General features: G+C 62.7%; 27 protein-coding genes. 20 read left to right on the forward strand and 7 right to left on the reverse strand.

The window, feature by feature from the left end:
• Positions 1 to 39: 39 nt before the first annotated feature.
• Positions 40 to 1,008 (reverse strand): Bug family tripartite tricarboxylate transporter substrate binding protein, encoded by a 969-nt coding sequence (locus EYW45_RS22040; protein WP_161137594.1) that lies wholly within the window; start codon positions 1,006 to 1,008, stop codon positions 40 to 42.
• 138 nt (positions 1,009 to 1,146) lie between these two features.
• Between EYW45_RS22040 and EYW45_RS22045 the strand changes: the two genes are divergently transcribed.
• The 4 genes from EYW45_RS22045 to EYW45_RS22060 all read left to right on the forward strand — a co-directional run bounded on the left by EYW45_RS22045 (position 1,147) and on the right by EYW45_RS22060 (position 4,278).
• Positions 1,147 to 2,016 carry an IclR family transcriptional regulator gene (locus EYW45_RS22045; RefSeq protein ID WP_161137595.1) on the forward strand — a complete coding sequence of 290 codons (870 nt, stop codon included), beginning with the start codon at positions 1,147 to 1,149 and terminating at the stop codon, positions 2,014 to 2,016.
• Between the two features lie 129 nt (positions 2,017 to 2,145).
• Positions 2,146 to 3,180, forward strand: coding sequence for a serine O-acetyltransferase EpsC (gene epsC, locus EYW45_RS22050; protein WP_161137596.1), 1,035 nt, complete (start codon positions 2,146 to 2,148; stop codon positions 3,178 to 3,180).
• Positions 3,181 to 3,257: 77 nt separating this feature from the next.
• Positions 3,258 to 3,479 carry a dodecin gene (locus tag EYW45_RS22055; RefSeq protein WP_161137597.1) on the forward strand — a complete coding sequence of 74 codons (222 nt, stop codon included), beginning with the start codon at positions 3,258 to 3,260 and terminating at the stop codon, positions 3,477 to 3,479.
• Positions 3,480 to 4,128: 649 nt separating this feature from the next.
• Entirely contained in the window at positions 4,129 to 4,278 is a 150-nt protein-coding gene (locus tag EYW45_RS22060; RefSeq protein WP_161137598.1) for a hypothetical protein, read from the forward strand.
• 286 nt (positions 4,279 to 4,564) lie between these two features.
• On the opposite strand, the gene hpxZ is transcribed toward EYW45_RS22060, so the two are convergent.
• Positions 4,565 to 4,948 carry an oxalurate catabolism protein HpxZ gene (hpxZ, locus tag EYW45_RS22065; RefSeq protein WP_161137599.1) on the reverse strand — a complete coding sequence of 128 codons (384 nt, stop codon included), beginning with the start codon at positions 4,946 to 4,948 and terminating at the stop codon, positions 4,565 to 4,567.
• A 338-nt stretch (positions 4,949 to 5,286) separates the two neighbouring features.
• Between hpxZ and EYW45_RS22070 the strand changes: the two genes are divergently transcribed.
• Positions 5,287 to 5,886, forward strand: a complete 600-nt coding sequence (locus EYW45_RS22070) for an antibiotic biosynthesis monooxygenase (RefSeq protein WP_161137600.1) — start codon at positions 5,287 to 5,289, stop codon at positions 5,884 to 5,886.
• 65 nt (positions 5,887 to 5,951) lie between these two features.
• On the opposite strand, the gene EYW45_RS22075 is transcribed toward EYW45_RS22070, so the two are convergent.
• The 3 genes from EYW45_RS22075 to EYW45_RS22085 are packed head-to-tail and all read right to left on the reverse strand — an operon-like array spanning position 5,952 to position 8,580.
• On the reverse strand, positions 5,952 to 6,773 hold the full coding sequence (locus tag EYW45_RS22075; RefSeq protein ID WP_161137601.1) for an ABC transporter ATP-binding protein: 822 nt from the start codon (positions 6,771 to 6,773) through the stop codon (positions 5,952 to 5,954).
• Positions 6,773 to 7,570, reverse strand: a complete 798-nt coding sequence (locus EYW45_RS22080) for an ABC transporter permease (RefSeq protein ID WP_161137602.1) — start codon at positions 7,568 to 7,570, stop codon at positions 6,773 to 6,775. The genes EYW45_RS22075 and EYW45_RS22080 overlap by 1 nt, the downstream gene beginning before the upstream one ends.
• A 2-nt stretch (positions 7,571 to 7,572) precedes the next feature.
• Positions 7,573 to 8,580 carry an ABC transporter substrate-binding protein gene (locus EYW45_RS22085; protein ID WP_161137603.1) on the reverse strand — a complete coding sequence of 336 codons (1,008 nt, stop codon included), beginning with the start codon at positions 8,578 to 8,580 and terminating at the stop codon, positions 7,573 to 7,575.
• Between the two features lie 451 nt (positions 8,581 to 9,031).
• Between EYW45_RS22085 and EYW45_RS22090 the strand changes: the two genes are divergently transcribed.
• From EYW45_RS22090 to EYW45_RS22110, 5 genes are all read left to right on the forward strand, one after another.
• The gene (locus EYW45_RS22090; RefSeq protein ID WP_161137604.1) at positions 9,032 to 10,333 is read left to right on the forward strand and encodes an imelysin family protein; all 1,302 of its coding nucleotides are present in this window, start codon (positions 9,032 to 9,034) and stop codon (positions 10,331 to 10,333) included.
• Positions 10,334 to 10,521: 188 nt separating this feature from the next.
• Positions 10,522 to 11,994 carry a di-heme oxidoreductase family protein gene (locus EYW45_RS22095; RefSeq protein ID WP_235939230.1) on the forward strand — a complete coding sequence of 491 codons (1,473 nt, stop codon included), beginning with the start codon at positions 10,522 to 10,524 and terminating at the stop codon, positions 11,992 to 11,994.
• Positions 11,994 to 13,079 (forward strand): imelysin family protein, encoded by a 1,086-nt coding sequence (locus EYW45_RS22100; RefSeq protein WP_235939178.1) that lies wholly within the window; start codon positions 11,994 to 11,996, stop codon positions 13,077 to 13,079. The genes EYW45_RS22095 and EYW45_RS22100 overlap by 1 nt, the downstream gene beginning before the upstream one ends.
• Positions 13,069 to 14,175, forward strand: a complete 1,107-nt coding sequence (locus EYW45_RS22105) for a DUF1513 domain-containing protein (protein ID WP_161137605.1) — start codon at positions 13,069 to 13,071, stop codon at positions 14,173 to 14,175. The genes EYW45_RS22100 and EYW45_RS22105 overlap by 11 nt, the downstream gene beginning before the upstream one ends.
• Before the next feature lie 61 nt (positions 14,176 to 14,236).
• Positions 14,237 to 15,151, forward strand: coding sequence for a mechanosensitive ion channel family protein (locus EYW45_RS22110; RefSeq protein WP_161137606.1), 915 nt, complete (start codon positions 14,237 to 14,239; stop codon positions 15,149 to 15,151).
• A gap of 5 nt (positions 15,152 to 15,156) precedes the next feature.
• On the opposite strand, the gene EYW45_RS22115 is transcribed toward EYW45_RS22110, so the two are convergent.
• A complete protein-coding gene (locus EYW45_RS22115; protein WP_161137607.1) occupies positions 15,157 to 15,912 on the reverse strand; it encodes an IclR family transcriptional regulator in 756 nt (251 codons plus the stop codon).
• Between the two features lie 160 nt (positions 15,913 to 16,072).
• On the opposite strand from EYW45_RS22115, the gene EYW45_RS22120 reads away from it, so the two are divergent.
• Complete coding sequence (locus tag EYW45_RS22120; RefSeq protein ID WP_161137608.1) at positions 16,073 to 17,062, forward strand: Bug family tripartite tricarboxylate transporter substrate binding protein; 990 nt, start codon at positions 16,073 to 16,075, stop codon at positions 17,060 to 17,062.
• 185 nt (positions 17,063 to 17,247) lie between these two features.
• Here the strand turns inward: EYW45_RS22120 and EYW45_RS22125 are convergent, their stop codons facing one another.
• The gene (locus EYW45_RS22125) at positions 17,248 to 18,030 is read right to left on the reverse strand and encodes an RNA methyltransferase (protein WP_202444860.1); all 783 of its coding nucleotides are present in this window, start codon (positions 18,028 to 18,030) and stop codon (positions 17,248 to 17,250) included.
• A 74-nt stretch (positions 18,031 to 18,104) separates the two neighbouring features.
• Between EYW45_RS22125 and EYW45_RS22130 the strand changes: the two genes are divergently transcribed.
• The 9 genes from EYW45_RS22130 to EYW45_RS22170 all read left to right on the forward strand — a co-directional run bounded on the left by EYW45_RS22130 (position 18,105) and on the right by EYW45_RS22170 (position 26,407).
• A complete protein-coding gene (locus EYW45_RS22130; protein WP_161137609.1) occupies positions 18,105 to 18,890 on the forward strand; it encodes an inositol monophosphatase family protein in 786 nt (261 codons plus the stop codon).
• A 118-nt stretch (positions 18,891 to 19,008) separates the two neighbouring features.
• Positions 19,009 to 20,601 (forward strand): TerC family protein, encoded by a 1,593-nt coding sequence (locus EYW45_RS22135; protein WP_161137610.1) that lies wholly within the window; start codon positions 19,009 to 19,011, stop codon positions 20,599 to 20,601.
• Positions 20,602 to 20,639: 38 nt separating this feature from the next.
• On the forward strand, positions 20,640 to 21,509 hold the full coding sequence (locus EYW45_RS22140) for an undecaprenyl-diphosphate phosphatase (protein WP_161137611.1): 870 nt from the start codon (positions 20,640 to 20,642) through the stop codon (positions 21,507 to 21,509).
• A complete protein-coding gene (locus tag EYW45_RS22145) occupies positions 21,509 to 21,985 on the forward strand; it encodes a T6SS amidase immunity protein Tai4 family protein (RefSeq protein WP_161137612.1) in 477 nt (158 codons plus the stop codon). Before EYW45_RS22140 ends, EYW45_RS22145 begins: the two co-directional genes overlap by 1 nt.
• Before the next feature lie 202 nt (positions 21,986 to 22,187).
• Positions 22,188 to 22,865 (forward strand): RraA family protein, encoded by a 678-nt coding sequence (locus tag EYW45_RS22150; protein WP_161137613.1) that lies wholly within the window; start codon positions 22,188 to 22,190, stop codon positions 22,863 to 22,865.
• Entirely contained in the window at positions 22,862 to 24,064 is a 1,203-nt protein-coding gene (locus EYW45_RS22155; protein WP_161137614.1) for an aminotransferase class I/II-fold pyridoxal phosphate-dependent enzyme, read from the forward strand. The genes EYW45_RS22150 and EYW45_RS22155 overlap by 4 nt, the downstream gene beginning before the upstream one ends.
• A 56-nt stretch (positions 24,065 to 24,120) precedes the next feature.
• Positions 24,121 to 24,942 carry an ABC transporter substrate-binding protein gene (locus EYW45_RS22160; RefSeq protein ID WP_161137615.1) on the forward strand — a complete coding sequence of 274 codons (822 nt, stop codon included), beginning with the start codon at positions 24,121 to 24,123 and terminating at the stop codon, positions 24,940 to 24,942.
• 99 nt (positions 24,943 to 25,041) lie between these two features.
• Positions 25,042 to 25,725: an amino acid ABC transporter permease gene (locus EYW45_RS22165; protein ID WP_161137616.1), complete on the forward strand. Its 684-nt coding sequence runs from the start codon at positions 25,042 to 25,044 to the stop codon at positions 25,723 to 25,725.
• The gene (locus EYW45_RS22170; protein ID WP_161137617.1) at positions 25,718 to 26,407 is read left to right on the forward strand and encodes an amino acid ABC transporter permease; all 690 of its coding nucleotides are present in this window, start codon (positions 25,718 to 25,720) and stop codon (positions 26,405 to 26,407) included. The genes EYW45_RS22165 and EYW45_RS22170 overlap by 8 nt, the downstream gene beginning before the upstream one ends.
• The last annotated feature ends 11 nt before the right edge of the window (positions 26,408 to 26,418 follow it).

Below are 26,418 nucleotides of genomic sequence, written 5' to 3' on the forward strand. Positions count from 1 at the left end.
GCGTGCGCTCGAACGAACGTCACGGGTGGAGCACGACGATTAGTCGAGCGTGATGTTCAGATCTTTGATCAGCTTGTGCCAACGGGTGGTTTCGGCTTTCAGCAGCTCGTCGTACTCGGCGGCGCTGCTGCCCACGGGTTCGACACCGAAGTCGATCATGCGCTGATTGACCGTCGGATCCTTGATGGCGGCCACAACCTGCTTGTTCAGCGTGTCGATCACGGCAGGGGGCGTGGTAGCGGGGGCCACCATGCCGACCAATGCCGCGGCTTCGACGTCGATGCCCAATTCCTTGAAGGTAGGCACATCGGGCAATTGCTTCAATCGCGTGGGATTGGCCACGGCAAGCGGACGTACCTTGTTGCCCAAGATGAATCCGGCACCCGCCGCCAGATCGACCATCATGGCGGGTACCTGGCCGCCTGCGACGTCGGCCAAAGCCGGTGCTGCGCCGCGATAGGGCACGTGCACCATCGTCAGACCCGTCTGGGTTTTGAGCAGTTCCATGGCCAGATGGTGCGGACTGCCCGAACCGGCGGACGCGTAATTGAACACACCCGGTTTGGCCTTCGCTTGCGCAATGAAGTCCTTCGCGCTCGTGATGCCGGTGTTAGGCCCTACGACCAGAATCATCGGAAACTTGCCCATCAACGAGACGGGTGCGAGATCCTTCACCTGATACGACAGCGTTTTATAGAGCGCGGGGTTGAACACCATCGTGCCGTTGTCGGCCGACAGCACCGTGTAGCCATCGCCTGGCGCGCGCGCGGTTTCGGCCGCGGCAAGGGCGGTGTTGCCCCCTGGCTTGTTCTCGATCACGACTGGCTGCCCAAGTTTGGACGACAGCGATTGTCCGATGGTACGCGCCAGAAAGTCGGATCCGCCGCCGGCGGCGTAGGGCACCAACCAGCGAACAGGTTTATTGGGATAGGCCTGGGCTTGGGCAAATGCTTGACTGGCTGCCAGCATGGGCAGGGCAAGCAAACCGCAGGCGATAAGCTTCTTCATGTTGTCTCCTCGGGGTACTTCACTGTTATGATTTTGCGTAATTCTAGTACGCATTGCGTAATCTCTTGACTCAGGGATTTCCCTCAATGCTTCTATCGGTACCGGTTGACCGCACCGGTTTTCAGCGAGCCGCCACGCATGTCTTTGCCGCCTTCCATTTCTGCCTCCAACGCCGATGCCGAGCGAGATACCACCGCCGTGCCGCGCTCGCGCGAGCGGCGTCAACGCGTGCAGTCGGCGGAGTTGGGAATGGCCGTGCTCAAAGGGCTGGCGCAGTTGAATGGCCGTGCGAGCCTCACCGCGCTGGCGGCGCACGTGGGCGAGAGCCCGGCCAAGGTGCATCGCTATCTCGTGAGCCTGATGGCCGAGAATCTCGTGTCGCAAGATACGGGGTCGCAGCACTACCATTTGGGCGCCGAGGCCATTCAGATCGGGCTGGCCGCCATGCGTCAGGCCGATCCCATTCGGGTGGCCGAGGCCTCGCTGATACGGTTGCGGGAAACGTTGGAGGTCACGAGCTTCGTGGCCGTTATGGGCAATTTGGGGCCCACCATCGTGCGTTTCGAAGAGCCCGGCTTGCCGGTTACCGTCAACGTGCGCGTGGGATCAGTGATGTCGATGGTGTGGTCGGCGACGGGGCGGGCATTTCTGGCGGCGCTTGACGAGTCGCGGGTGCGGGCGCTGGCCGAGGCGGAGATCGCGGCGGCCGCCCCGGCCCGGCGCCGGCAGCTCGACGCGTCGGATCCCATCGGCAACCTGCGCCGCGATGTCATCGCGGCGCATTGTGCCGTGGTGCGCGATACGTATCTACCCGGGATCAGCGCCGTAGCGGCGCCGGTGTACGACTACTCAGGGCGCGTGTGTGCCGTACTCACAGCGTTGGGAGCGTCGGGCGGGTTCGATCCGGATGCGGCTGGGCCGATCGCTTCGGCTGTGCGACACGAGGCCGAAGCGGCGAGTGCGCAACTGGGATATACAGTCACGGTGAAAAAGCGCTGCGACTTATGAACGAAACGATCGATTCGGCCGTATCGATATAACCGGGCTGACGATCTCCATTTTTAAACAGGGGTTTTCCCGGGCGCGAAGATGAGTGAGTTGTTATATTTAATCGATCCTTGCTCAAGAGATCAGGTTATGAACCAACCTACCCATCCCGACAACCTGCTCGCACCGGGCGACGCCGCAGCCGCTCGTGACGTGAGCGCGGCGCTCGATACCACCGGTCGCACGGTGCCGCATAACTGGCAACTGGCCCGCATCGTCGACGAGTTGCACGGCGCGCGCCGCGACTGGCGCTCGGCGCATTCGCGTCAGCGCGAAACCGGCAGCCGCGATCTGCCCTCGCGCGATGCGCTCGAACAGGTGATGGAGCAGCTCTGTGGGGCCTTGTTTCCCATGCGTCTGGGGCCGGCGGATCTGCGCGAAGAGAGCGAAAATTTCTTTGTCGGGCACAACCTCGACTCCGCCTTGAATACGCTTTACGCCCAAGTGCGACTCGCGCTGCGCCATGTGGCACGCAGTACGCATGGCGGCGTGGTGCCTGACCAGGGTGAAGTCGATCGCCACGCGACAGAGATCGTCAGTCAGTTTGCGTTGGGGCTGCCGGCCATGCGCCGGCTCCTGGACACCGACGTAATGGCTGCCTACAACGGCGATCCCGCCGCGCGCAGTGTGGATGAAGTGCTGCTGTGCTATCCGGGCGTGTCGGCGGTGATTCACCACCGTGTGGCGCACGCGTTGTATCGTCTGGGCGCACCGTTGGTCGCACGCGTGGTGTCGGAACTGTCGCACTCGGCCACCGGCATCGATATTCATCCCGGCGCGCAAATCGGGGCGGGCTTCTTCATCGATCACGGCACGGGTGTGGTCATCGGCGAAACGGCGATCATCGGTGAGCGCGTGCGTCTCTACCAAATGGTCACACTCGGTGCGAAACGCTTTCCCAAGACCGTTACCGGCGACCTCGAGAAGGGATTGCCGCGCCACCCGATCGTCGAGGACGACGTCGTGATTTATTCGGGTGCCACCATTCTCGGCCGGGTGGTGATCGGCCAAGGCTCCACGATCGGCGGCAATGTGTGGCTTACGCGCGATGTGGCGCCCGGTAGCGTGGTGACGCAGGGCACGTTGAAAAGCAATTGCCCTGACGACGGCTCGGACGTGCTTTAACTGCCTCGACCCCGCGCTGCTTCCGGCACGGGGGTTGCTTGAATCGATGTACCTAACGCCAACAATTGGAGTGATGTATGTCGGACCACGTATACAAGCAAATCGAACTCGTCGGTTCTTCCACGACCTCGACGGACGACGCCATTCGTCGTGCAATCGAAAAGGCGTCGGAGACGGTGCACAACATCGAGTGGTTCCAAGTCACCGAGACGCGGGGCCATGTGGTGGATGGCAAGGTCAAGCATTGGCAGGTGGGCATCAAGATTGGCCTGCGCATCGACAGCAGCGCCGAAGATTAAGCGTTGCGACGTCGCTCGATTGGCCTGCCTCAATGCCGATGTGAACAATAATGACCCGGTAGGCATAAGCCATTGAACGATATGGGGAATTGAACGTTCCCAGCCAGCTATCCCAAAGCTTGTCCACATTTCCTGGGGACAACTTCATTTGCCGCCCGGTTTGCATTCACTGCATACCGGGCGGCTTGCGTTTTATGCTCAGTGGTTCAAAGGAGCCCGGTGAGTGCAAGTGCTTGATTAGGCTAGTAAAGCAGGTGTTGCCAGCGAGCTGTCCCTAGGCTTGTCCACATTTCTTGGGGATAAGTCAGGCCGGTGGGGCAGTCCCGCTCGATCAACGAGAGCGTTCCGTTATCTCGGCTTGATGCACAACATTGGCTCACTACTGCTAAGTCGATGAATTCAAAGCACTTTGATGAGTTCTTAGGCTGCTTTCCCTAGGTTTGTCCACATTTGCTGGGGATAACAGCGCGCGCTGTCTGCATGGCAGCCTAAATCAACTCGAAAAGTGCCTCGCCTGCGATATTGGACAGATTCGGCTCGCCAGGTGTAAGCGTTTGAATTCATTGGGCATTTGAAAGTTTTCAAGTGGGTTTCCGTACTCTTATCCCCATTTCTTGGGGATAAGTTTGCCGATCAAATGGCGATGTGGATGTCCACCATCTTCGGCATTGGCGTGACGCGGCATCTGCAGGCACTTTCTCAGATGATTCGGGTTGTGCAACCACTGGTGATGCATCCAGGCTTTTTGGCGCTTTCACGTCCTGAAATGCGCAATTCATGCGCACATGGACAGTTTTGACCCGGTGCACTTAAGTGCATGAAAAACCGGGAGAATGCGCGGTTGCCAGCAATCTATCCCAAGGCTTGTCCACATTTCCTGGGGATAACCCTAGGCGCATCCACAGCATATCGAGTGGATCGCGTTCAACACGTTTTGCGGCAAAGAATCGGCAATCACACGCGTGCCGTTGCACGCATTCTGCCCGCGTGGGGTAACTCCTTGGTGGCACTAGGCTTTTTCCACCTGCGCACGTGCTTTCCTCAAGGTTGTCCACATTTGCCGTGCATAACTATTGTTTCGCACGTCAGGTGCCGCGCTTCATTGTACTGACATGCGCTGCCGTAACGCGCCAGCCTTCAGCGAATTTCACCCAGGTCTGGCTTTGCCGACCGATCGCGTCGCTCCCAGCGCGCGTAAACGTCATGCTTGCCGTCCCGAAGCTATCGCCGAATGTGGTCAACACCTGAGAAGTGATCGTGCGATCCAGACCTGCTCCCGGTCGGCTCGCGCGAAACGCAGCGATGGCGTCGAAGCCGTGGAGATTTTCGCCTGCGCCGTAGCGCACCGTGTGAGGACTATTCCAGAACAGCGTATCGAGTACTTTCACATCATTGGTGACCAGCGCGCGCTCGTAGCGTTCGAACGCTGCAGTGAGCGTCGCAAGGACGTCGGGGCGGTTGATTTCCATACAATCTCCGATGTGCACCGATATGGTGCTGATTTAAGGGTTTTCACTATATTGGGTCATCGTGCAGGGCACGTGGCGGCGTTGCAGTCGCAATCTGCGCTGGATCGATCGCGAGGCGTGCTCGCATCCGGCCGGTCACTTGGCGGTTTATCCACCCCTTGATCTCACTTCCATCGCCGCCATGCGTTGTCTGCCCAGGCATTGAGCCGATTGCGCAGATCGGTGACGCAACGTCTGCCTCGGTCAGTGTTGCGCTGCACAAAAGTTGGCACAGGTTTTGCTAGGGTAAGTACTGACGCAGCGCACTTTGCCGCGGCACGAATTCTCCAGGTGTCACCATGCAGCACACGCAAGCCCATTCCGCCCCCGTCACCATGATGGTTACCCGGCACATCTCGCCGGAGCGTTACGCCGACTTTCGCGAGTGGATGCGACAGGGCGAAATCCTGGCCGCCGGCTTTCCGGGTTTTTTGGGATCGGGTGTGCTGCATCCGCCGGAAGGCGGTGACCAGTTTCAAATCGTCATGCGCTTCGACGCGCCCGACAGCCTGCATCGCTTCGAGCACTCGCTGCCGCGCCGGATGTGGCTGGAGCGCGGAACGGGTTTGGTGCTTGAAAGCCGGATCGATCGCGCGAGCGGCATGGATACGTGGTTTGGTTCGCCCAAGCTGGCGCCGCCGCGTTGGAAGCAGGCCGTGAGCATCTGGATCGCTTACTTCCCGATGCTGCTGCTGTTCTCGTTCATCTTCAAGGATCAGTTGGCAAGCCTGCCGCTGTTCTGGCGGGTACTCATCACCACGGCCACGATGACGCCGATCTTGTCGTTCGTGTGCATTCCGGTCATCACGCGCCTGCTGCGCGGCTGGTTGCAACCCGCACAGCCCAAACGTCGGGTGCTGTGGCGCGTGGCGCCGCGCTGGCGCTTGAACCGGCGCTAAGCCGAGGTGGCCGCCGGCGCGCACGTGCCGGCGTGACGCCGGCATCATCGTGAGCGCCAGCGCCACTATTTGCGCACCTCTTGCTGAAAGATCTCCAGGCTGAGTTTCTTGGCGCTGATGAAGCTCGGCTCACTCAGCGTGTCTACGGTGCGGGGTCGCACATCGTCGTACTTCAAAATGCGCGCGATCTGGGTGGGACGTTTGGTGAGCAGCAGGATTTCGTCGGCGAGATAGACGGCTTCCTCCAGATCGTGGGATACCAGCATCATGGTGGTGCCAGTCGTCATGAACACCTCCTGCAGTTTTTCGCGGATGAAAAGCGTCATTTCGAAGTCGAGCGCCGAGAACGGTTCATCCAGAAACAGCACTTCAGGGCCGGGTGCCAAGGCTCGCATGATGGACGCGGTTTGTTGCTGTCCGCCTGACAACTCGTAGGGATAACGATTGAGGTCGAATTTGACGTCGAACGAGGCGACGAGTTCTTCGAGGCGACGGTTCACGTCGGCTTTCGGGCGGCCTTCCAGCTTGAGCGGATAGGCAATGTTGTCGATCGTGCGCAGCCAGGGGAACAAGGCTTCACGATAGTTCTGAAACACATAGCCGATCTTGGTTTGCGCCAGCGATTTGCCGTCGAACAGAATCTCGCCCTGATCTACCGGAATCAAGCCGGCGATCATATTGATCAGCGTCGATTTGCCGCAGCCGTTGGGACCGAATACCGAAACGATTTTGCCTTTGGGAATGTCCAGATCGAAGTTTTCATACAGCGGCCAGCCTGCAAAATACTTCGTCAGGCCGCGAATGGTGATGTGGGTGCCGGCCGGGCCGGGCTTGAACGGCGCGCCCACAGGCGAAGGCGCGAGAAGCGGGTTGACGACGGTATTCATTAGCGGCCGCTCCAGTGCACGACACGTTTCTCGAGCACGAGAAAGACGATATTGAGGATGTAGCCGAGCGCGCCGGCCGCCAGAATGGCCGCATACATGTCGCGCACGTTCAGCACCTGCTGCGCATTGATGATGCGATTGCCCAGGCCGGTTTCCGATCCGATGAACATCTCGGCCACGATCACGATCACCAGTGCCATCGAGACGCCACTGCGCAGTCCCACGAAGGTGGGCTGCAGGCTTTCCCAGATCAGCACATCCTTGAAGATCTGCCAGCGGGTCGCGCCCATCACACGTGCTGCCATCACCCGTTGCTTGCGGGCGTTGATCACGCCATAGGCACTGTTGAACAAGATGACGAGTACCGCTGCAAATGCGGCGATCGCGACCTTGTTGAGATCGCTCACGCCGAAAATCATCAGGAACAGGGGAATGAGTGCGGACGAGGGCGTGGATCGGAAGAAGTCGATCAGGAATTCGACGCTGCGATAGGCGCGCTCGTTACTGCCCAGCAGAACACCCAGCGGCACGCCGACCACGGCGGCCAGCACGAAGGCCTGCATGATGCGTGACAGCGATGCGAGGAAGTCGGTGAGCAGCGGTCCGCCCATCAGCCCGTTGAAGAGCGCCACGAGCGTGGCCCAGGGCGTGGGCAACAGCACCGGACTCACGAGCTTGAGCCGAACCACGATATCCCAGACGAGGAACAACACGATCGGGCCGATCAGCGGCAGCAAACGGGACGCGTACGATGGCCGCGGCGCCTTTGTGGTGGGTGTGGTGGTCACTGCGGTCATGCTCAACCCTTGTAGATCAGGCTGGCCACATCCACCTTGGTGGAAAACACGCCGCGCTCGGTGAAGAGGTCGAAGTACTTCTGGAAGTAGGCGATATCGCTGGGCGTGAATTCGTTGTACATCGTGTATGCCGCAAGCGGCACTTCATTGGTCATCGGTCCTTCGATCGCGGTGTAGCCCTTCATGAACGGGCGCGCCTCGTCCGGCTGATTGCGCACGAGCTCCACGCCCTTGAGATAGGCCGCGATGAAGCGTTTGGTGACCTCGGGGTGCTTCTTGATGAATTCGGTGGTCAGCGTGGCCGAGCCGCCGAACCAGGGAGCCATCGGGTCGCCCAGAATGTATTTCGCCACCACACCCGGCTCGAGCACGCGGGTCGTGCCATTCAGGCGGCCCACCGTTCCCGTGGGTTCCAGGGTGTAGCAGGCATCGAGCTGGCCTGCCGCCACGGCAGCCACGTGCTGGCTGATCGCCAGTTCGGTGACCGTCGCGCCCGTAGCGCCGGCCTTCTCCAGAATTGCCTTTGTGAGCGTCATGTTCTGGATGCCAGGGCCGGAGCCCACGCGCTTGCCCTTCAGTTCGGCGATCGACTGGATGGGGCTGTCCTTGGGCACAATGAACTCGTCCAGCACGTACTTGGCGTTGGTCGGATTGGCGCAGAAGATCTTGAAGAGCCCGGGCGACGCAATTTCGCCGATCGCCAGGTTGCCCGACCCGGTGCCATTGGCGCTGCCATCCGACCGACCCGAAAGCATGGCTTCCATCACTTGCTGGGCACCGGCGAATTTCATGGCCTCCACGTCCAGCCCGGCCTCCTTGAAGTAGCCCTTTTCGATGGCGGCATAAAAGGGCAGGCCCGAAGCGACCGGCCAGTACCCAATGCGGATCTTGGGCGCGGTTTGGGCCCGCAATACGGCAGGCGCGCCGATCGCGGCAAGGGTCAAGGCGCCCGCAGCGGTTTGAACGAGGCGGCGGCGGGTGGGATCGGCAAGGCGGGAACGCGTGGTCATGACAACTCCTACGAAAGTGAAGGCCAGTCTGCGCACTTGGCGACAAACTTGTATACCCGTTTCGAAAGCAATATCGATGCCAATTTTTGCCGACGAAAATTCGGTTGGAATGTCGCCAGTTATTCAGCGGCGTGGTCGATGGCGTGGCGCATCGGCAGCGTGCCGCCGCGGCACGGCTGGAGGCGCGCAGAGGATGTCTTGCCGGCTAGCGACCCGCTTTATTTCTGTTTTCCATGCACCGCATGTGAGCGTGAGGCACTGTTTCGGTGCGCATTGCATGGCGTCAGCCTGGCCGGGTCCCGGCGATCCAATGATCATCCGTGGGGCAGGCTTGGGATGCTGACTTCATGCTGAATGCGCGAACGTAAATCGTTTACAATTTCATCTCCCGTGTTTTGACTGCTATGCGCGACGGCCCGCGGGGCTGTTTGCGCGCTTGAAGGAGTGCGCAATGCGCAAATTGATGCAGGTGGCCGCGTTGGCCGCGGCGTTGTCGGCAGGCGTGGCCCACGCGGCCGACGTTCAACCGACTGCGGTGGTGGCGACCTATTCGAATATTGCGCAGGCCGCTTATCAGGATGCGTTGTCGACGGCAAAAACCTTGCGCGCCGCGATCGACGCGCTGATCGCCACGCCCAGCGATGCCACGCTGCGCAAAGCGCGTGAAGCCTGGATTGCCGCACGCGTGCCGTATCAGCAAACCGAAGCGTTTCGCTTCGGCAATCCCGTGGTCGACGATTGGGAAGGGCGCGTGAATGCGTGGCCGCTGGACGAGGGCATGCTGGATTACGTCGATGCCTCCTATGGCACCGAGAGCGACGCCAACGCGTATTACGCCGTCAACTTGATCGCCAATCCCAAACTCACCGTGGGCGGCAAAGCGATCGACGCCACCACCATCACGCCGAAGCTGTTGTCTGAAGTGCTGCACGAGGCCGATGGCAATGAGGCCAATGTGGCCACGGGATATCACGCCATCGAGTTCATGTTGTGGGGTCAGGATCTCAACGGATCGGGCCCCGCTCCCGCCGATCGCACCGGCACGCCGCAGGAGCGGCACGCCGGCAATCGGCCGTATACCGATTTCGATCCCAGGCAGTGCACCGGTGGCAACTGCGAACGCCGGATTCAATTCTTGAAGGCGGTCACCGATCTGCTCGTTACCGATCTCGAAGAAATGGTGGGCAACTGGGACAGCAAGGGCGCCGCGCGCCAAGCGGTCGTGACCGATCCCAAGGCCGGGTTGACCGCCATGCTGACCGGGCTGGGTAGTTTGTCTTACGGCGAACTGGCCGGGGAACGCATGCGGCTAGGTCTGATCCTGCACGATCCTGAAGAAGAGCACGATTGCTTTGCCGACAACACCCACAATTCGCACTTCTACAATCAGCTGGGTATTCGGAACGTTTATCTCGGCAAGTATGTCCGCCCAGACGGCAAGGAAGTGAGCGGCGCCAGCCTTTCCGACCTGGTGCGCGCGCGCGATCCCAAGCTCGATGCCGAAGTGCGCGCCAAGCTCGACGCCACCGTGGCCGCAATGACGGTGTTGAAGGATCGCGCCGAGAAGGTCGAGACGTACGACCGGATGATTGCGGAAGGCAATAAGGAAGGCAACGCGGTCGTGCAGGGTGCGATCGATCGCCTGATCGATCAAACGCGCAGCATCGAGCGGGTGATCGTGGCCCTGGAACTGGGCGATATCAAGCTCGAAGGCTCCGATAGCCTCGACAATCCCAACGCCGTGTTCCAGTGATCGACAGGCGCGTTCTGCTTGGGGGCGCCGCGGTGCTGGTCGTCAGCGCAGCGGCCTGGAGCGCCAGTCAGCCGGCGCCCAATGCGTCGGCCGATGCGCCAGTCGCCGGCACGCCGGCCCCCGTCACGCATGCCGCAACCGTCGCAACCGCTTCAACCGTCGCAACCGCTCCAAGCGCTCCAAGCGCCTTGCAGCGTGACGACCTGACGCCGGCCGATCGCGCACGCGTGGCTGACGTTACGGCGCCCGCCGCCGATTTCTCCAAGGCAGAGCCCTTCGAATTGATGCAGGCGGGCGCCACCACGATCAAGAAACTGATCAACGCCGATATCTTCTCGCACCCCTCCGCCAATCTGACCTTCGAAGGCCGGCAGAATTTCCTGATCGGCAACGGGCTTTTTCGCAAGGATTGGGTGTCGGCGCCGTCGTCCACCCAAGCGTCCGATGGCTTGGGGCCGCTCTTTAACGCGCGGTCCTGTCAGGCCTGTCATGTGAAGGACGGCCGGGGCACGATTCCCGGCTTCGAGGTCTCGGAGCGTCCTGATTCCGTGGCGCTGCTGATGCGCCTGGCTGTGCCGCCGGTGCCCGGGGCTGTCGCCACGGTGCCGCAAACCCCGGGGTCGGACAAGACCGTGGATCGCTCGCAGGCGGTGGACGTGGGCGATCCGGTGTATGGCGTGCAACTGCAGAACTTTGCCGTGGCGGGCATGCCCGGCGAGGGCAGTCTCGACATCCAATATACGGAAGTGCCCGTGGCGCTGGCGGGTGGCGAGTCGGCGACCTTGATGGCGCCGCGTTACCGCATTGCCGATCTGGGCTACGGCCCCATGCATCCCGACGTTCAGATATCGCCGCGGCTGGCCCCGCCCATGATCGGGCTGGGTTTGCTGGAAGCCATTCACGAGAACGATATCCTGGCCAACGCTGCACGCGTGCACGCCGACGGGGTGTCGGGCAAGCCCAACTGGGTGCACGACGGCGCGACCGGCAAGCGAGTGCTGGGCCGCTTCAATTGGAAGGCGGCGCAGCCTACCGTCGCGCAGCAATCGGCGGTGGCGTTTTCCAACGACATGGGATTGTCCACGCCGATGTTTCCCAGCCATTACGGCGATTGCACGCCGGCGCAAAAGCAGTGCTTCGAGATGCCGCACGGCGCGCAGCCGCGCCTGGGCGACGAAGAGGTGCCGGGCCGCCTGATGGATTTCGTGGCGACCTACTCGTCCAACCTCGCCGTGCCCGAGCGGCGTGACATCGACGATGCACGCGTGCTGGCCGGCAAGCAGGTGTTTTACGCGGCCAACTGTATTGCGTGTCATACCCCGAAGTACGTCACGCGCCGCGATGCCGAACGCCCCGAGCACCGCTTTCAATTGATCTGGCCGTATACCGATCTGCTGGTACACGACATGGGCGATGGCTTGGCTGACGGGGTATCGGACGGCGAAGCCAACGGACGCGAATGGCGCACGCCGCCACTTTGGGGGATCGGCTTGACCAAGACCGTCAACCCCCAAGCCACCTGGTTGCACGACGGCCGGGCCCGCACACTGCTGGAAGCCATTCTCTGGCACGGGGGCGAAGCGCAAGCGTCGCGTGACCGGGTTGTGGCGATGTCGCCCGCCGAGCGGGCCGACCTGATTCGATTTCTGGAGTCTTTGTGATGCGTGTCTCCCGCTGCGTGATGGCGATTGCTCTGCTTGCCGCAAGCGCTGCCGCGCTTCCGCCAGCCTATGCCGCGCCCGTGCCCGCCGATCTCGGGCAACGCCTGGCCTCCGGTTACGTTGCACCGGCCATGCAGCGCTGGGCCAGCGCCACGACGGCACTCAGCACTGCCCTGACGCGCTATTGCCCCGCGCCGCAACCGGCCCAAGCCGGTGCCGTCAAGGCGGCTTTCGGCGAAACGGTGAAGGCGTGGTTGGCCATTGCTTTCTTGCGCTTCGGCCCATTGGTGGCCGACAACCGCTATGAGCGCATCGCGTTTTGGCCGGATCCTCGCAATATCGTGCCGCGACAGTTAGGCACGATGGTGCGCGCAGCCGACGCTGCCGATCTGGCACCGGGCGGGTTGTATGGGCGCAGTGTGGCCGTGCAAGGCCTGCCGGCATTGGAATGGCTGCTGTACGGCGATGGCGAGGTGCTGGCCACACCTACCGCGCCGACGTTTGCGGCGGCCTGCGCGTTGTCCGCCGCCGTGGCGGCCAATCTGGCGCGCATCGCAGCCGACTTGACGGGCGCTTGGGGGGCGGAGGCGGATTTCGGCAAGCAATTTCGTACGCCCGGCCCGCAAAACAATCTTTACCGCAGCCAGCAGGAAGTGGCCGCCGAAGCGCTGAAAGCCTTGTCGACCGGCCTGCAGTTTGCGCGCGACGTCCATCTGGCGCCGGTGCTGGGCAAGGCCGTGGGCGAGGTGCGGCCCAGGCGTGCCGCATTCTGGCGCAGCGATCTCACGACCACGGCGCTGGCCGCCAATCTCACTGCGATGCGCGACTTTCTTGTTGCCGGCGGTTTTCGCTATGGCGCCGACGAGGCATGGATCGGCGAGCAGACGCAGGCTGAACTCGCCCGCGCTGCGAATACGGTCGCGGCCGTCGCCCATCCTTTCGAGACGGCAGCCGCATCCGATGAGGGGTATCGCCTGCTGACCCTGACGGCACTGACGTCGAAGAACGCCAAGCAATTGGTCGATCAAGATCTGGCGGCGTACTTTGGCGTGACGATCGGCTTCAACGCGCTCGATGGCGATTGACCGCCGGCAATTCGTGGCACTGGCCGCGATGGCCGGTTGTGCGCCCCGCACCGCTGCGCGGGCCTGGGCGGCGAGCGAGGCGCCGCGCTACCTGACTGCCCGGCAACGCGCGGGCCGGTTCGAAGCTGTTGTGATGAACGCGCAAGGAACAACCGACATCGTGGTGCCGCTGCCTGACCGCGGTCACAGCTTTGCCATCGACCCCGCACGCGGCCGGGCGGTGGCGTTTGGGCGCCAGCCCGGATTTTTCGCACTGGCGTTCGACCTGGCCGGCAAGCAGGCACCCAAGGCGTTGCCGTTGCCGGCGGGCCGCCATTACTTTGGTCATGGCGTCTTCACCCCGGACGGCACGCGATTGATTGCCGCCGAAAACGATTACGAGCAGGGCCGCAGTGTGCTGGGCGTCTATGACGCGAGCGCCGGGGGCGATTACCGGCGCATCGGTGAATTCGATGGCGGTGGCATCGGCGCGCATGAAGTGATTGCGATGCCGGACGGCCGCACGTTGTGCGTGGCCAACGGCGGCGTGTTGACGCATCCCGATTACGGCAAGCTGGCGTTGAACGAGAGCGCCATCACGCCGTCGCTGGACTACATCGACGCCCTCTCGGGGACGTTGCTGGAGCATGTGACGCTGGATCGCAGCCTGGGGGCGCTGTCGTTGCGTCACCTGGGGCTGGCGGGCGATGGCACGCTCTGGTTCGGCTGCCAGTACAACGGACCGGCCGGCGACCGGCCGCCGCTCGTGGGGCGGCATCGCCGCGGGCACGCGCCGGAACTGTTTGCGGGCCCGCCCGAAGTCTTGCGCGGGTTCGGCAATTACATCGGCTCGGTGACGGCAGACCGGAGCGGTCACGTGATCGCCACCTCCAGCCCGGTGGGGGGGCAGGTGGTGTATTGGGAAGCGTCATCCGGGCGTTATCTGGGCGTGACCCCACTGCACGATGGCTGCGGCATCGCCCCTCTGGGCGACGACGATTTCCTGTTCAGCAGCGGCAACGGCACGCTCGAACGCGTGTCACCCGCGCGCCCGCCGATCGTCACATTGCCCGCCGCGAGCGGCCTAGCCTGGGACAACCACCTGCGCGCGATCTGAAAATCGATCTGATACATTGAACCCGATCTTTTTTGCAGGTTTGGCTTCATCGGGAGTTCGTATGGAAAATATGTACCTGGGTTTCGCGGCGCTCGTGCCGAAATTCTTCGATATCGGGGTCAACCTCGTCATCGCGCTGTTGATTCTGATTGCGGGCTGGTGGTTGTCGAGCATTCTGGGCAACTGGGTGCGCCGCGCGGCGCAGCGCTCGCCGCGTATCGACGCGACCATCGTGCCGATGTTCTACAGTGCCGTCGTCTGGGTGGTGCGCATCTTTACCGTGATTGCCGTGCTGGCACGCTTCGGGGTACAGACGGCGAGTCTCATTGCCGTGCTGGGCGCCGCCAGCTTGGCCATCGGTCTGGCGTTGCAGGGCACGCTGCAGAACATTTCCGCCGGCATCATGCTGCTTGTCTTGCGTCCGATTCGTGCGGGAGAAGCCATCGCGTTGAGCTCGGGCACGGATGGCACGGTGGCCGAAGTGGGCCTGTTCCTGACGCGATTGGTGAAAGGCGATGGCGTGCACGTTACCTTGCCCAATAGTGTGGTGTGGAACGCGACCATCACCAACTTCTCGCGCAACACCACCCGCAAGCTCGATATGCCGGTGGGGATCCGTTATGGCGACGATCTCGACCAGGCCATGGCGCAGTTGACGGCCTTGGTGGATGCGCATCCGATGATCATGAAGGATCCGGCGCCGGTCATCCGCGTCAATGAGTATCGCGACAACGTGGTCGTGGTGATGGTGAGCGTCTGGGCCGAAGTCGGCAAGTACTGGGAAATGCGCGGCGACCTGCTGCGCACCACCCGTCAGATGCTGGACGAGAAAGGCTTCAAGCCGCCGGTGCCGGTGTATGACGTGTCGAGCGGTCAACCGCAGGCAGCGGGCGAGGGCGGCGCGACGGGCCAGCCGCAGCCTGCAGGCGACGGCGTCGCACCCCCGACGGGCACGGTGTTACCACCGCCGCGCTGAGGCGATCACGGCCGGTAGTGCGCCAGTTCGTCCTGTATCCAGCCCGCGATCGCGCGCTGGCGCGTGGCCGGCATCCGTTCGATGATGGCGGTCACGCTCACTGCCAATTGCGGCAGTCCCTGCGCATCGAGCAGCGCACAGCCCACTCCCAGCGCGCCGCGCACGGCATGGTTGCCCACGACCGAATAGCCCCGCGAGCGCGTGTTGTTGATCAGGCGCTTCATCTCTGCGGCGGTCATGCCGCCATATTCGTCGAGCCGGTCTTCATTGCGATCGACGATGGCAAACGCTTGCTCGTCGGGCAGCGCCGCCAGAATCGCCATGCCGCCTGACCCCACGCCCAACGGCTGGCGCTTGCCGGCATAGGTCGCCAGGATCTGAACCGGATAGCTGCCGATCTCGCGTTGCAAACTCAACGAGTCCGCGCCGTCGCGCACGACCAGAAACACCGCGTCGCCTGTGCGCTCGGCCAATCGCCGCAGCATGGGCAACGCGGGTGCGATGCGGGGATCGGGGTCGGCGGCCGAAGACGACGCCGACCAATGCGCGCGGTAGCGCTTGGTGCCGGCCAGGGGCATCACCAGTCCGGCATCGAGCAAGGCGTCCAGCAAACGGTATATCGTGGGGCGGCGTATATCGGTGACGCGTGCCAGCTCGGTGACGCTGGCGCCGGCTTCGCCCGCGTCGCGCAAAGCCGCCAGCACATTGAGTCCGCGGCGCAGCGTACGGGGTCCGGCGCCGTTGGTATCGGTATCCATCATGGGCAAATATCGGCGCGGCAGGGTGCCGCACCGTGGTCTCCTCGTTGGCATGCTCGTCCGTCCTGTGGACGGTGGCTTGCTCTATGGTTTCGGGACGGGCAGAATCGACCCGCAAAACTATTTTAGCGTCCAATAGATGGACATATAACGAGGAGACAGTATGAGCAGCGGAATTTTCGCGCGCGCCTGGCGCAAAACGCTATTGGCCGCCGGTCTGGCAACGGCCATGGCGGTGCCTGCCGCCGCGATGGCGGCTTACCCCGACCGGCCCGTGCGCATTATCGTTGGCTTCTCGGCTGGCGGCACCACCGATATCGTGGCCCGCATCATGGCCAAGGAATTGACCGAATCCCTGGGTCAAACCTTCGTGGTCGAGAACAAACCGGGCGCCGGCAGCAACATCGGCGCCGAGCAAGCCTCCCGCGCCGCACCTGATGGCTACACCCTGTATTTCGCAGCGGTCACCAACGCCATCAACTACACGCTCTATCCCAACCTGTCGTTCGACCTGCTCAAGGATTTCGCGCCAGTGGCCATGGGCGCGCAAGTGCCCAACCTGCTGGTCGTGAACCCCAACCTGCCGGTGAAGTCGGTGCAGGAACTGGTGGCGCACGCCAAGGCCAATCCGGGCAAGCTGGCGTTTGCGTCGTCGGGCAGCGGCACCTCCATCCACATGGCGGGCGAGCTGTTCAAGATTCAGGCCGGTATCGACGTGCTGCACGTGCCGTATCGCGGCAGCGCACCGGCCTTGACCGATCTGATCGGCGGTCAGGTGCAGTATGACTTCGACAACATGCCGGCCGCCTGGCCGCACGTGCAGTCGGGCAAGCTGCGGGCATTGGCCGTGACCACGGCCGAACGTTCGCCCACGGCACCCGATATCCCCACGATGAAGGAATCGGGCTTCCCTGATTTCAACGTGTCGTCCTGGTTTGGTTTGCTGGCCCCCGCCGGCACCCCGCCCGATGTCATCGCCAAGCTGAACGACGTGATCGTCAAGGCGCAGGACAAGCCCAACGTGCAGGAAAACTTCAAGCAGCTGGGTGCTGTCGGCGCCAAGCAGTCGCCGGCCGAATTTGGCGCGTTCGTGAAGGCTGAAGTCGAGAAGTGGGGTCCGGTGGTCAAGGCCTCGGGCGCGAAGGTCGACTGATCGGCGGCGCTGCCGGGCGAAGTCCGGCAGCGTGTGGCAGGCTCCCAATAAAAAGCCCGGCTCATCTTTGGCCGGGCTTTTTGTCGTCTGTCCGGGCGCCGGGCAGGCGTTACGGGTTGAACGCGAGCACCAGCACGTCCACGAACACGCGCGTTGCGCCGCTTGCGCCGCGGCGCTGAGCCCTTCTACTTGTTGCGGCCCTTGATGCGCGACAGGATCGCCGTGCATACGCCGCGCAGCATATCCACTTCGTCGCGCGTCATGCCGGCGCGGCCGAAAAGATGGCGCATCCGCGGCATCAGCTTCTTGGGATGCTGCGGGTCCAGGAACTCGGTGGCGACCAACGCGGTTTCCCAATGCGTGAGGAACGCTTCGACGGCTTCGCTGGTTGCCGGCGTGCTGCCGGGCTGCGGGCTGAGGGCGCGCGACGGGGGGAGCAGCGGTGCTTCGGCGGCCACGAGCAGCGCATATCGCATCTCCCAGGCCGCCAGTTGTAGCGCCTGCGCCACATTCAGCGAGCTGTATTCCGGGTTGGCCGGAATATGGCAAATGCGGTGGCAGCGGGCGATCTGCTCGTTGGTCAAGCCGCTGCGTTCGGTGCCCAGCACCAGCGCCACGCGACCCGACGGATACTCGGCCAGGTGAGATTGGGTAATATGGGCCGCCTCACGGATATCGCTTTGCGGCGGTCCGAGATCGCGCACCCGGGCCGTGAGGGCGCAGGCCAGCGTCACAGGCGCCAACGCGTCTTCGAGCGTGTCGCAAATGAGGGCGGCAGCCAGCACATCCTGGGCGCCGCTCGACAACGCGATCGCGTCGGGATGCGCCGTCATGTCGGGCAGTTTTGGGGCCACGAGCACCAGCTCCGAAAACCCCATTGTCTTGATGGCGCGGGCCGCCGAACCGACGTTTCCGGGGTGGCTGGGCTGCACCATGACGAAGCGAACGCGTGAAAAGTCGTGAGTCATTTAAAATGGCGTGTTTGGCGACGCGGCGCAAGCGGTGCGGCCATCATTTTTCATCTGCAAAATTACGGAATTCTATGCACCCCATGCTCAACACCGCCATCAAGGCGGCACGTCGCGCCGGTACCATCATCAATCGGGCGAGTCTCGATCTCGATAAAGTGGCCGTGGCGCGCAAAGGGCCGGGCGATTATGTCACGGAAGTCGACCGCGCCTGCGAAGAGGCGATCGCGGAAGTCCTGCGCACGGCGTATCCCGACCACGCCGTGCTGGGCGAAGAGTTCGGCCTGCAAGGCCCGGAACAGGCCGACTCGCAATGGATCATCGATCCGCTGGACGGCACCAGCAATTTCATTCATGGCTTCCCGCACTACGCGGTGTCGGTGGCGCTCATGCAGCGTGGCCAGATGACGCAAGCCGTCATTTACGACCCGTCGCGCAACGAACTCTTTACGGCCAGCCGTGGGGGCGGTGCGTTCCTGAACGACCGCCGGGTACGTGTATCGGGCCGCATCCGCTTTCATGAAGCGCTGTTGGGTTCGCATTGGCCCGGCTCGGCCGACGCCGATGGCGGCCATTCGCCGCGTTTTCGTCAAATGTCGGAAAAGGCCCTCGGCGTGCGCCGCACGGGTTCCACCGTGCTGGATCTGGCCTATGTCGCCTGCGGCCGTCTCGACGGGTACTGCGCCGTGGGTCAGAAGCCTTGGGATCTCGCGGCGGGCAGCCTGCTCGTGCTCGAGGCCGGCGGCCTGATCGGCGACTTCGACGGTGAACAGACGTGGCTGGATCACGGCAACGTCATCGCGGGCTCGCCCAAGATCTTCACGCAGATGCTGACCAGCATGGCGCCCAAAGAGGCGTAAATCCGGCTGCTGACAGGCAGCTGTCACCTCCGCCGTTTGGCGGAGGTGCGCGAAGATGACCGACGGATCGGCCTTTTTTTAGGTACGATTGCCGGCTGATGAACTATTGGAGTACCTGATGGAGTGGCTGTCAGACCCCGCCGCGTGGGTCGGCTTGCTTACCCTTGTCGTCCTTGAGATCGTCTTGGGGATCGATAACCTCATCTTCATTGCCATCCTGGCGGACAAGCTTCCGCCAAGCCAGCGCGACCGGGCACGCATCCTCGGCCTGAGTCTGGCCTTGGTCATGCGCCTGGGCTTGTTGACCGTCATGTCCTGGCTGGTCACGCTCACGCAACCGCTGTTTTCCGTGGGACCCCTCACTTTTTCCGGACGTGACCTGATCCTCATGATCGGGGGCTTGTTCCTGCTCTTCAAGGGCACGATGGAGCTCCACGAGCGCGTCGAGGGCGGCCACCAGGAAAGCGAAGGCGGGCCGCGCGTCTACGCCAGTTTCTGGGTCATCGTCACGCAGATCGTCGTGCTCGATGCCGTGTTCTCGCTCGATTCGGTGATCACTGCGGTCGGGATGGTCGATCACCTCGCCATCATGATGATCGCCGTCGTGATCGCCATGGGCGTCATGCTGCTGGCGTCCAAGCCGCTCACGCGCTTCGTCAACGCGCATCCCACGGTGGTGGTGCTGTGCCTGGGCTTCCTGTTGATGATCGGCTTCTCGCTCCTTGCCGAAGCCTTCGGCTTCAAGGTGCCCAAGGGCTATCTGTACGCAGCCATCGCGTTCTCGGTCGCCATCGAAGCCATCAATCAACTGGCGCGACGCAACCTGCTCAAGATGGACGCCCGGCGTCCCATGCGTGAACGTACCGCTTCGGCGGTGCTGCGCATGCTGGGCAAGCGCCCGCCCACGCCCGATGAAGTGCATGCCCCGACCAGCCCGGATGCGGAAGTGCTTCATGCCTTCGGCGTGGAAGAGCGCAATATGGTGAGCGGCGTGCTTACCCTGGCCGAACGGCCCATTACCTCGATCATGACACCGCGTACCGATGTGTCGTGGATCAATATCGATGACGATGCCGAAACCATCCGCGCGCAGCTGGTGAGCGTGCCGCACAGCTTTTTCCCGGTATGCCGCGGTTCGTTCGACGAGTTGTTGGGGATCGGCCGCGCCAAGGATCTGATCGCCGATCTGATCACGGACGGCCGCATCAGCCGCAAGCGCTTGCGCGATCCCATCATCGTGCCCGAGTCCACGGGCATCCTGAAATTGATGGACGTGCTCAAACGCTCGCGCGGCCAACTGGTGCTGGTGGCCGACGAGTTCGGTGCCATCGAAGGTCTGGTCACGCCAATCGACGTGTTCGAGGCGATTGCCGGCGAGTTTCCGGATGAAGACGAAGTGGCCGATATCGCACAAGAAGGCGAGGGCGTTTGGCGCATCGACGGCGCGGCCGATATCCATCATGTTGAGCAGGTACTGGAAATCGAAGGCCTGGTCGACGAAGAGCAGGAATATTCGACCCTTGCCGGCTATCTGCTGGAGCGCTTCGGCCAGTTGCCTCAGCCGGGCGATGCCTGCGAACACATCAGTCCGCATGCGCGCCACCGTTTCGAAGTGGTCCGCCTCGACGGGCGCCGGATCGCATCCGTGCGCGTCGAGCGTTTGCCGTACGACATTCCCAATCCTGACGACGACGCCGATACGTCATCCTGACGCATCGCCGCACCTGCTAGCCCGAAGGCGTAACCATCGTGACCGAAAGCACTCTACATTTGATCAAGGCCTTCTTCCTGGGCATCCTTGAAGGCCTGACCGAATTCATCCCCGTTTCGAGCACGGGGCATTTGATCCTCGTGGGCGACTGGATTCAGTTTTCGTCCGACCAGGGCAAGGTCTTTGAAGTGGTGATCCAGTTCGGCGCCATTCTGGCGGTGATCTGGATTTTCCGTGCGCGGATCTGGAAGCTGGTGCACGGCACGGTCACCGGGGTGCCAGGCGAGCGCATCTTCATGCGCAATCTGCTGATCGCCTTCTTTCCGGCCGCCATCATCGGCGCGATCTTCATCAAGGCGATCAAGGCGCTGTTCTATCACCCCGGTGTGGTGGCGGTCACGCTCATCATCGGTGGCTTGATCATGCTTTACGTCGAACGCCGTTCCAAGGCCACGCCCTCGGGCGGTGCGCCGCATGCGGACGACACCGTAACCGAAAGCCGTGCCACGGCGCATTCAGTCGAGGAAATCACCTGGAAGCAGGCGTTGGGCGTGGGCGCGGCGCAGTGCCTGGCCATGATCCCGGGTACGTCGCGCTCGGGTGCCACGATCATCGGCGGTATGGTGGCCGGCATTCAGCGCAAGGTCGCCACCGAGTTTTCGTTTTTCCTGGCCATGCCCACGATGCTGGGCGCGGCCGTGTATGACGGCTACAAGAACTTCGGCCTGCTCAACGATCAGGCCATGGCCGCGATCGGCGTGGGCTTTCTCGGTGCCTTCATCAGCGCGATTTTCGTGGTGCGCGCGGTGCTGCGTTTCGTGGCCAATCACACCTATCGCCCGTTTGCCTGGTACCGCATTGCACTGGGCATCATCGTCGGCATTTGGGTGCTGACGCGCACCGCCTGATGCCCGCGCAGGAGCGTGTGCCGGCGTCGACGGGGCCGAAGACTGCGCTCACCACGACGCTCTCGACCTCACTGACGACGGCGTTCTGGCGGCGTGCGGTTCAGTGGTCCTTGATGGGGGCGCTATGGGCGCCCGTGCCTTTCGCCGCTGCTTCCAACGCCACAACGCCAACCGAAATCAGCACCGCCAAGGCGGGTCCCGAGCGCTTGCGCCTGATCGATCTTGCCATCAGCCACTGTCTCGCTCAGGCCTTTCCCGATACGCCGTTCGCCGCAGACGCCGGGCGAGCGGCAGCCGCTTACGTGGAGCTGGGCGAGTCGGATGTGGAGGTGTACGACGAGATCGGTCATGTGGTCGAACGGCATATGCAATCACCCTATGCCAGCAAAAGCGGCCGTTCGCTGCACGTGTTGCAGTGCCTGGATCTGAGCCGAAGCGCCGAGCTGGCGCGCGTGATCGACAAGTACGCGAAGTAACGCCGTTTCATCGCTTCGTTGCCACGTCGCCTCGCCGTGTCGCCATCGCGTCCGCGCCTCCTCAGTGCCCCTCAGCACATCTAGGCATCCCACCTGATACGAATTAAATTCGTACTTCCCCCCGAATTTATATCGTTTTGTGGATCAGGCGAGGACGGGTCAAATAAGCGCTTCGTTGTTTGCATAAGCGCGTCGTTTCACCATGAACCCGATTGGCCTTCGTATTCTTGACCGCGACGGTATTGCCGTTTCGGATGCCGTTCTCGACCAATATCGCACGGTTGGCGCCGCGCAGATCAGCGACTGCATGGGCCGCTTGTACGGCGTGGTGGGACTGCGCCCGCTGCATGGCGGCACGTCGCGCATCGTGGGCCGCGCGCTCACGGTCAAGGCCCGTCCGGGCGACAACCTCATGATCCACAAGGCGATTTCATTGGCACAAGCCGGCGACGTGATTGTGGTCGACGGGGGCGGCGACTGCAATAACGCGCTCGTCGGCGAATTGATGATGATGGATGCGCGCCGCCGCGGCGTAGTGGGCTTCGTGATCGACGGCGCCGTGCGTGACGCGGACGTGTTTGCCGCCAACGACTTCGGGTGCTTTGCGCGTGGCGTGTCGCACAAAGGGCCCTACAAAGACGGCCCGGGCGAAATCAATGTGGCCGTCTCGGTAGGCGGCCAGGTCGTGCAGGCCGGCGACGTGATCGTGGGCGATGCCGATGGTGTGGTGGTCATTGCCGCAGCGCATGCCGAAGCCGTGCTGGCCCTGGCGCTCAAGAAAGAGCGCGACGAGGCCGTGTCGAAAGAGAAGATTCTGTCGGGCACCTACGAGAAGCCGTGGATGGATCGCGCGCTCGCCGCCTTGGGAGCCGCCAAATGAGCTTTGTGTCCGAACGCGTTCGCCGCATCAAACTTTCGCCCAGCGTGGCCGCGCGCGCCATCATTGCGCAACTGCGCGAAGAAGGCCGCCGTGTGATCGATCTCACCATCGGCGAGCCGGATTTCCTCACGCCCGAGTTCATCCGCGAAGCCGCCAAGGCCGCCATGGATCGCGGCGAGACCAAGTATCCGCCCGCCCAGGGCACCGCACCGCTGCGCCGCGCCATCCGCGCGCGCATGCTGGAAGATACGGGTCAGGATTATCCGGTCAACCAGATCATCGTCAGCACCGGCGCCAAGCAAGTGATTTTCAATGCGCTTGCCGCCACGCTGAACGACGGTGACGAGGTCATCATCCCGGCACCATTCTGGGTGTCCTATCCCGACATGGTGATCGTCAACGGCGGCAAGCCCGTGATCGTGGCCGCCACGCCGGAAACCGATTACAAGCTCACGCCCGAGGCGCTCGAAGCCGCCATCACGCCGGCCACCAAGTGGGTATTGATGAACTCGCCCAGCAATCCCACCGGCGCCATTTACTCGTGCGACGACTGGGCCAGGCTCACGGCCGTGCTCGCGCGTCATCCGCATGTGTGGCTGATGACCGACGATATCTATGCACGTCTGAACTTCACCGATACGCCCACCGTGCATCCGCTGCAGGTCGAGCCCGCCCTCGCGTCGCGGACCTTGGCCATCAATGGCGTCTCGAAGGCGTATGCCATGACCGGCTGGCGGATCGGCTACGGTGCCGGCCCCGACGAACTCATCAAGGCGATGGCCATCGTGCAATCGCAAAGCACGTCGGGCGCGTCCTCGGTGGGCCAGGCCGCTGCATTGGCCGCCTTGACCGGCGACCAATCGTGCGTACAGATCTTTGCCGATCGCTTCCGCGAACGTCGCAACGCCGCAGTGGCCGCCTTGCAGAAGGTGCCAGAATTGAAGGTGGTGGTGCCTGAGGGCGCGTTCTACGTGTTTCCGGACTGCTCGGCCTTGCTGGGCAAGAAGACGCCCGGCGGCGACGTAATCGCCACCGATACCGACTTCACCAATTACCTGCTGCGCGAAGCCGGTGTGGCCGTGATCGACGGCCATGCCTATGGCGCGCCCGGCACGTTCAGGCTTTCGTTCGCCGCCGCGTTGGAAGATATCGCGGCGGGCTGCGAGAGTATCCGCGCTGCCTGCGCAAAGCTCGTCTGATCTCGACTGCATTGCCGTCGGCCGCCCGCGGCCGTTTATCAATAAGGGGAAAATCCATGCCATTCAAATCCGTACTGTCGATCGGCGTGCTCGCCGCCGCCGCCCTGGTCTCGGCCAGCGCCTCGGCCGACCAGCTCGACGATATCAAGCAACGTGGTGAACTCGTTTGCGGCACGCTGGGCACGTCGCAGCCGTTCAGCTTTCAAAACGCCTCCACCCGCGAGCTGATTGGTTACGACATCGACTTTTGCAAGCTGGTTGCCGACAAGATCGGTGTGCGCGTGAACTACAAGCTGTTGTCGGTCGCGGCCCGCGTGCCTGAACTGAACGAATCGCGCGTCGATATTCTCGCCGCCAACCTGGGTTACTCGCCCGACCGCGCCGAGCAGATCGCGTTCAGCAACCGCTACTACGTGAGCCCGCAAAAGCTGCTGGTGCGCGCCGACTCGGGCCTGACCACGATCGAGCAACTCAATGGCCGCCGCGTGGGTGCCACCAAGGGTTCGAGCTCGGAGCGTGAAATCAAGGCGCGTTTGACCGATTCGCAAGTGATCGGCTACTCGGACAGCTCGGCGGCCTACCTGGCGCTGCAGCAGAAAAAAGTGGACGGCCAGTTCGCCTCCGAACTCGTGCTCGCGCGCCTGGTGATCCAGAGTCCGCCTACCGCGCCGGTAACCATCATGGAAAAGTCGGTATTCGACGAAGCCTGGGGCCTGGGCATGCGTAAATCGGAGCCGCGATTCATCGAAACGGTAAACAAGATTCTGGACGATGCCGAGAAATCGGGCGATGCCGCGAAGATCTTCGAGAAGTGGTTCGGTCCTGAAACGCCTTACAAGCTCAAGCGCTCGTTTGTGATCGGCCCGATCGCGGGTTGATGACGGCCACGGCCTGATCGCCACGGCCACCGGGCGCGCGATCGCAGCAGCGATCCGCGCCCGCGCCGTTTTTTTTGTCCGTACTGCGAGGACTCCCTTATGCTCGATGCCGCCCAATTGCACCAATTGTGGCAAGGCATGGTCACCACGATTCAGCTGTTTCTCGTGGCCTGGACCATGGCCTTCACCATCGCCATTCTGTTGACCGTCATCCGCGCCACCAACGTTCGCGTGGCGCGCTGGTTCGTCGACATCTACGTCGAATATCACCGCAATGTGCCGCTTCTGGTGCAAGTGCTGTTCTGGTACTTCGGGATGCCCGAATTGCTGCCGGAAGGCTTTCGCACCTGGCTGTATCAGCACAATGCGGAGCTCTCGCTGGCCGCGATCGCGCTGGCGCTGGGATCGGCGGCCTACATCGCCGAGGATATCCGCAGCGGGTTGCGCGCCATCCCCACCACGCAGTTCGAGGCCTCGCGTGCCCTGGGCGCAAGCTACATCCAGTGCATGCGCCACATCATCGTGCCGCAGGCCTTGCGCATCTCGATTCCGCCGCTCGTGGGCCGTGCCTTGTTGCTGTTCAAGAACACCAGCGTGGCCATGGCGATCGGCGTGGTCGAGCTGACCTATCAGGCGCGCGAAATCGAGAACGAAACGTATCGCACGTTTGCGACCTTCGGCGCTGCGACCCTGATGTATATCGCCGGCTCCTTCCTCCTGTTGTTCGTCGGTTCGCGCATCGCTGCGCGCTACCGCATTGCGGGAGGCAGCGGCCGTGCTTGAGATCCTTCACGACTTCTGGCCCACGCTGCTGGTGGGCCAATATCCCAACGGCCCGTTGGGCGGACTCGCGCTCACGCTGATTCTGGCGATCTGCGGCCTGGCCTTGTCCTTGCCGTTAGCGTTGCTGTTGGCATTGGCGCGCGTGAGCAGCATCCGGCCGCTGGCGTTGTTCGCCTCGGGGCTGGTGCAGATCGTGCGCAGCATGCCCCTCCTGATGCTGATCTTCTGGGCCTACTTCGCGGTGCCCAAGCTCACGGGCTACAGCGTAAGCGGCTTCACCACCTTGGTATGCGCGCTCGTCATCTATGAAAGCGCGTATCTGAGTGAAGTGATTCGCTCGGGCATCGAGGCGATTCCGAAGGGGCAGATCGAGGCCTCGCGCTCTTTGGGTGTGGGTTACTGGACCACCATGCGGCGCGTGGTGTTGCCGCAAGCGATGCTCAACGTGCTGCCCAGCATGACCAGCCAGTTCATTTCCACCATCAAGGAAACGTCGCTGGGCTATGTGATCAGCGTGAACGAACTGACTTTCGCCGCCAATCAGGTCAACAATCTGGTGCTCACCAAGCCGCTGCAAGTCTTCGGCATCCTGGCCATCATTTACTTCGTGGTGTGCTTCACGCTCAGCCGCGGCCTGTACTGGCTGGACTTCCGTGTGCGCCGCGCGCGCGCCATGGCCTAATCGATATCGGT

Source organism: Schauerella aestuarii (assembly GCF_009866805.1).
Classification (GTDB): Bacteria; Pseudomonadota; Gammaproteobacteria; order Burkholderiales; family Burkholderiaceae_B; genus Schauerella; species Schauerella aestuarii.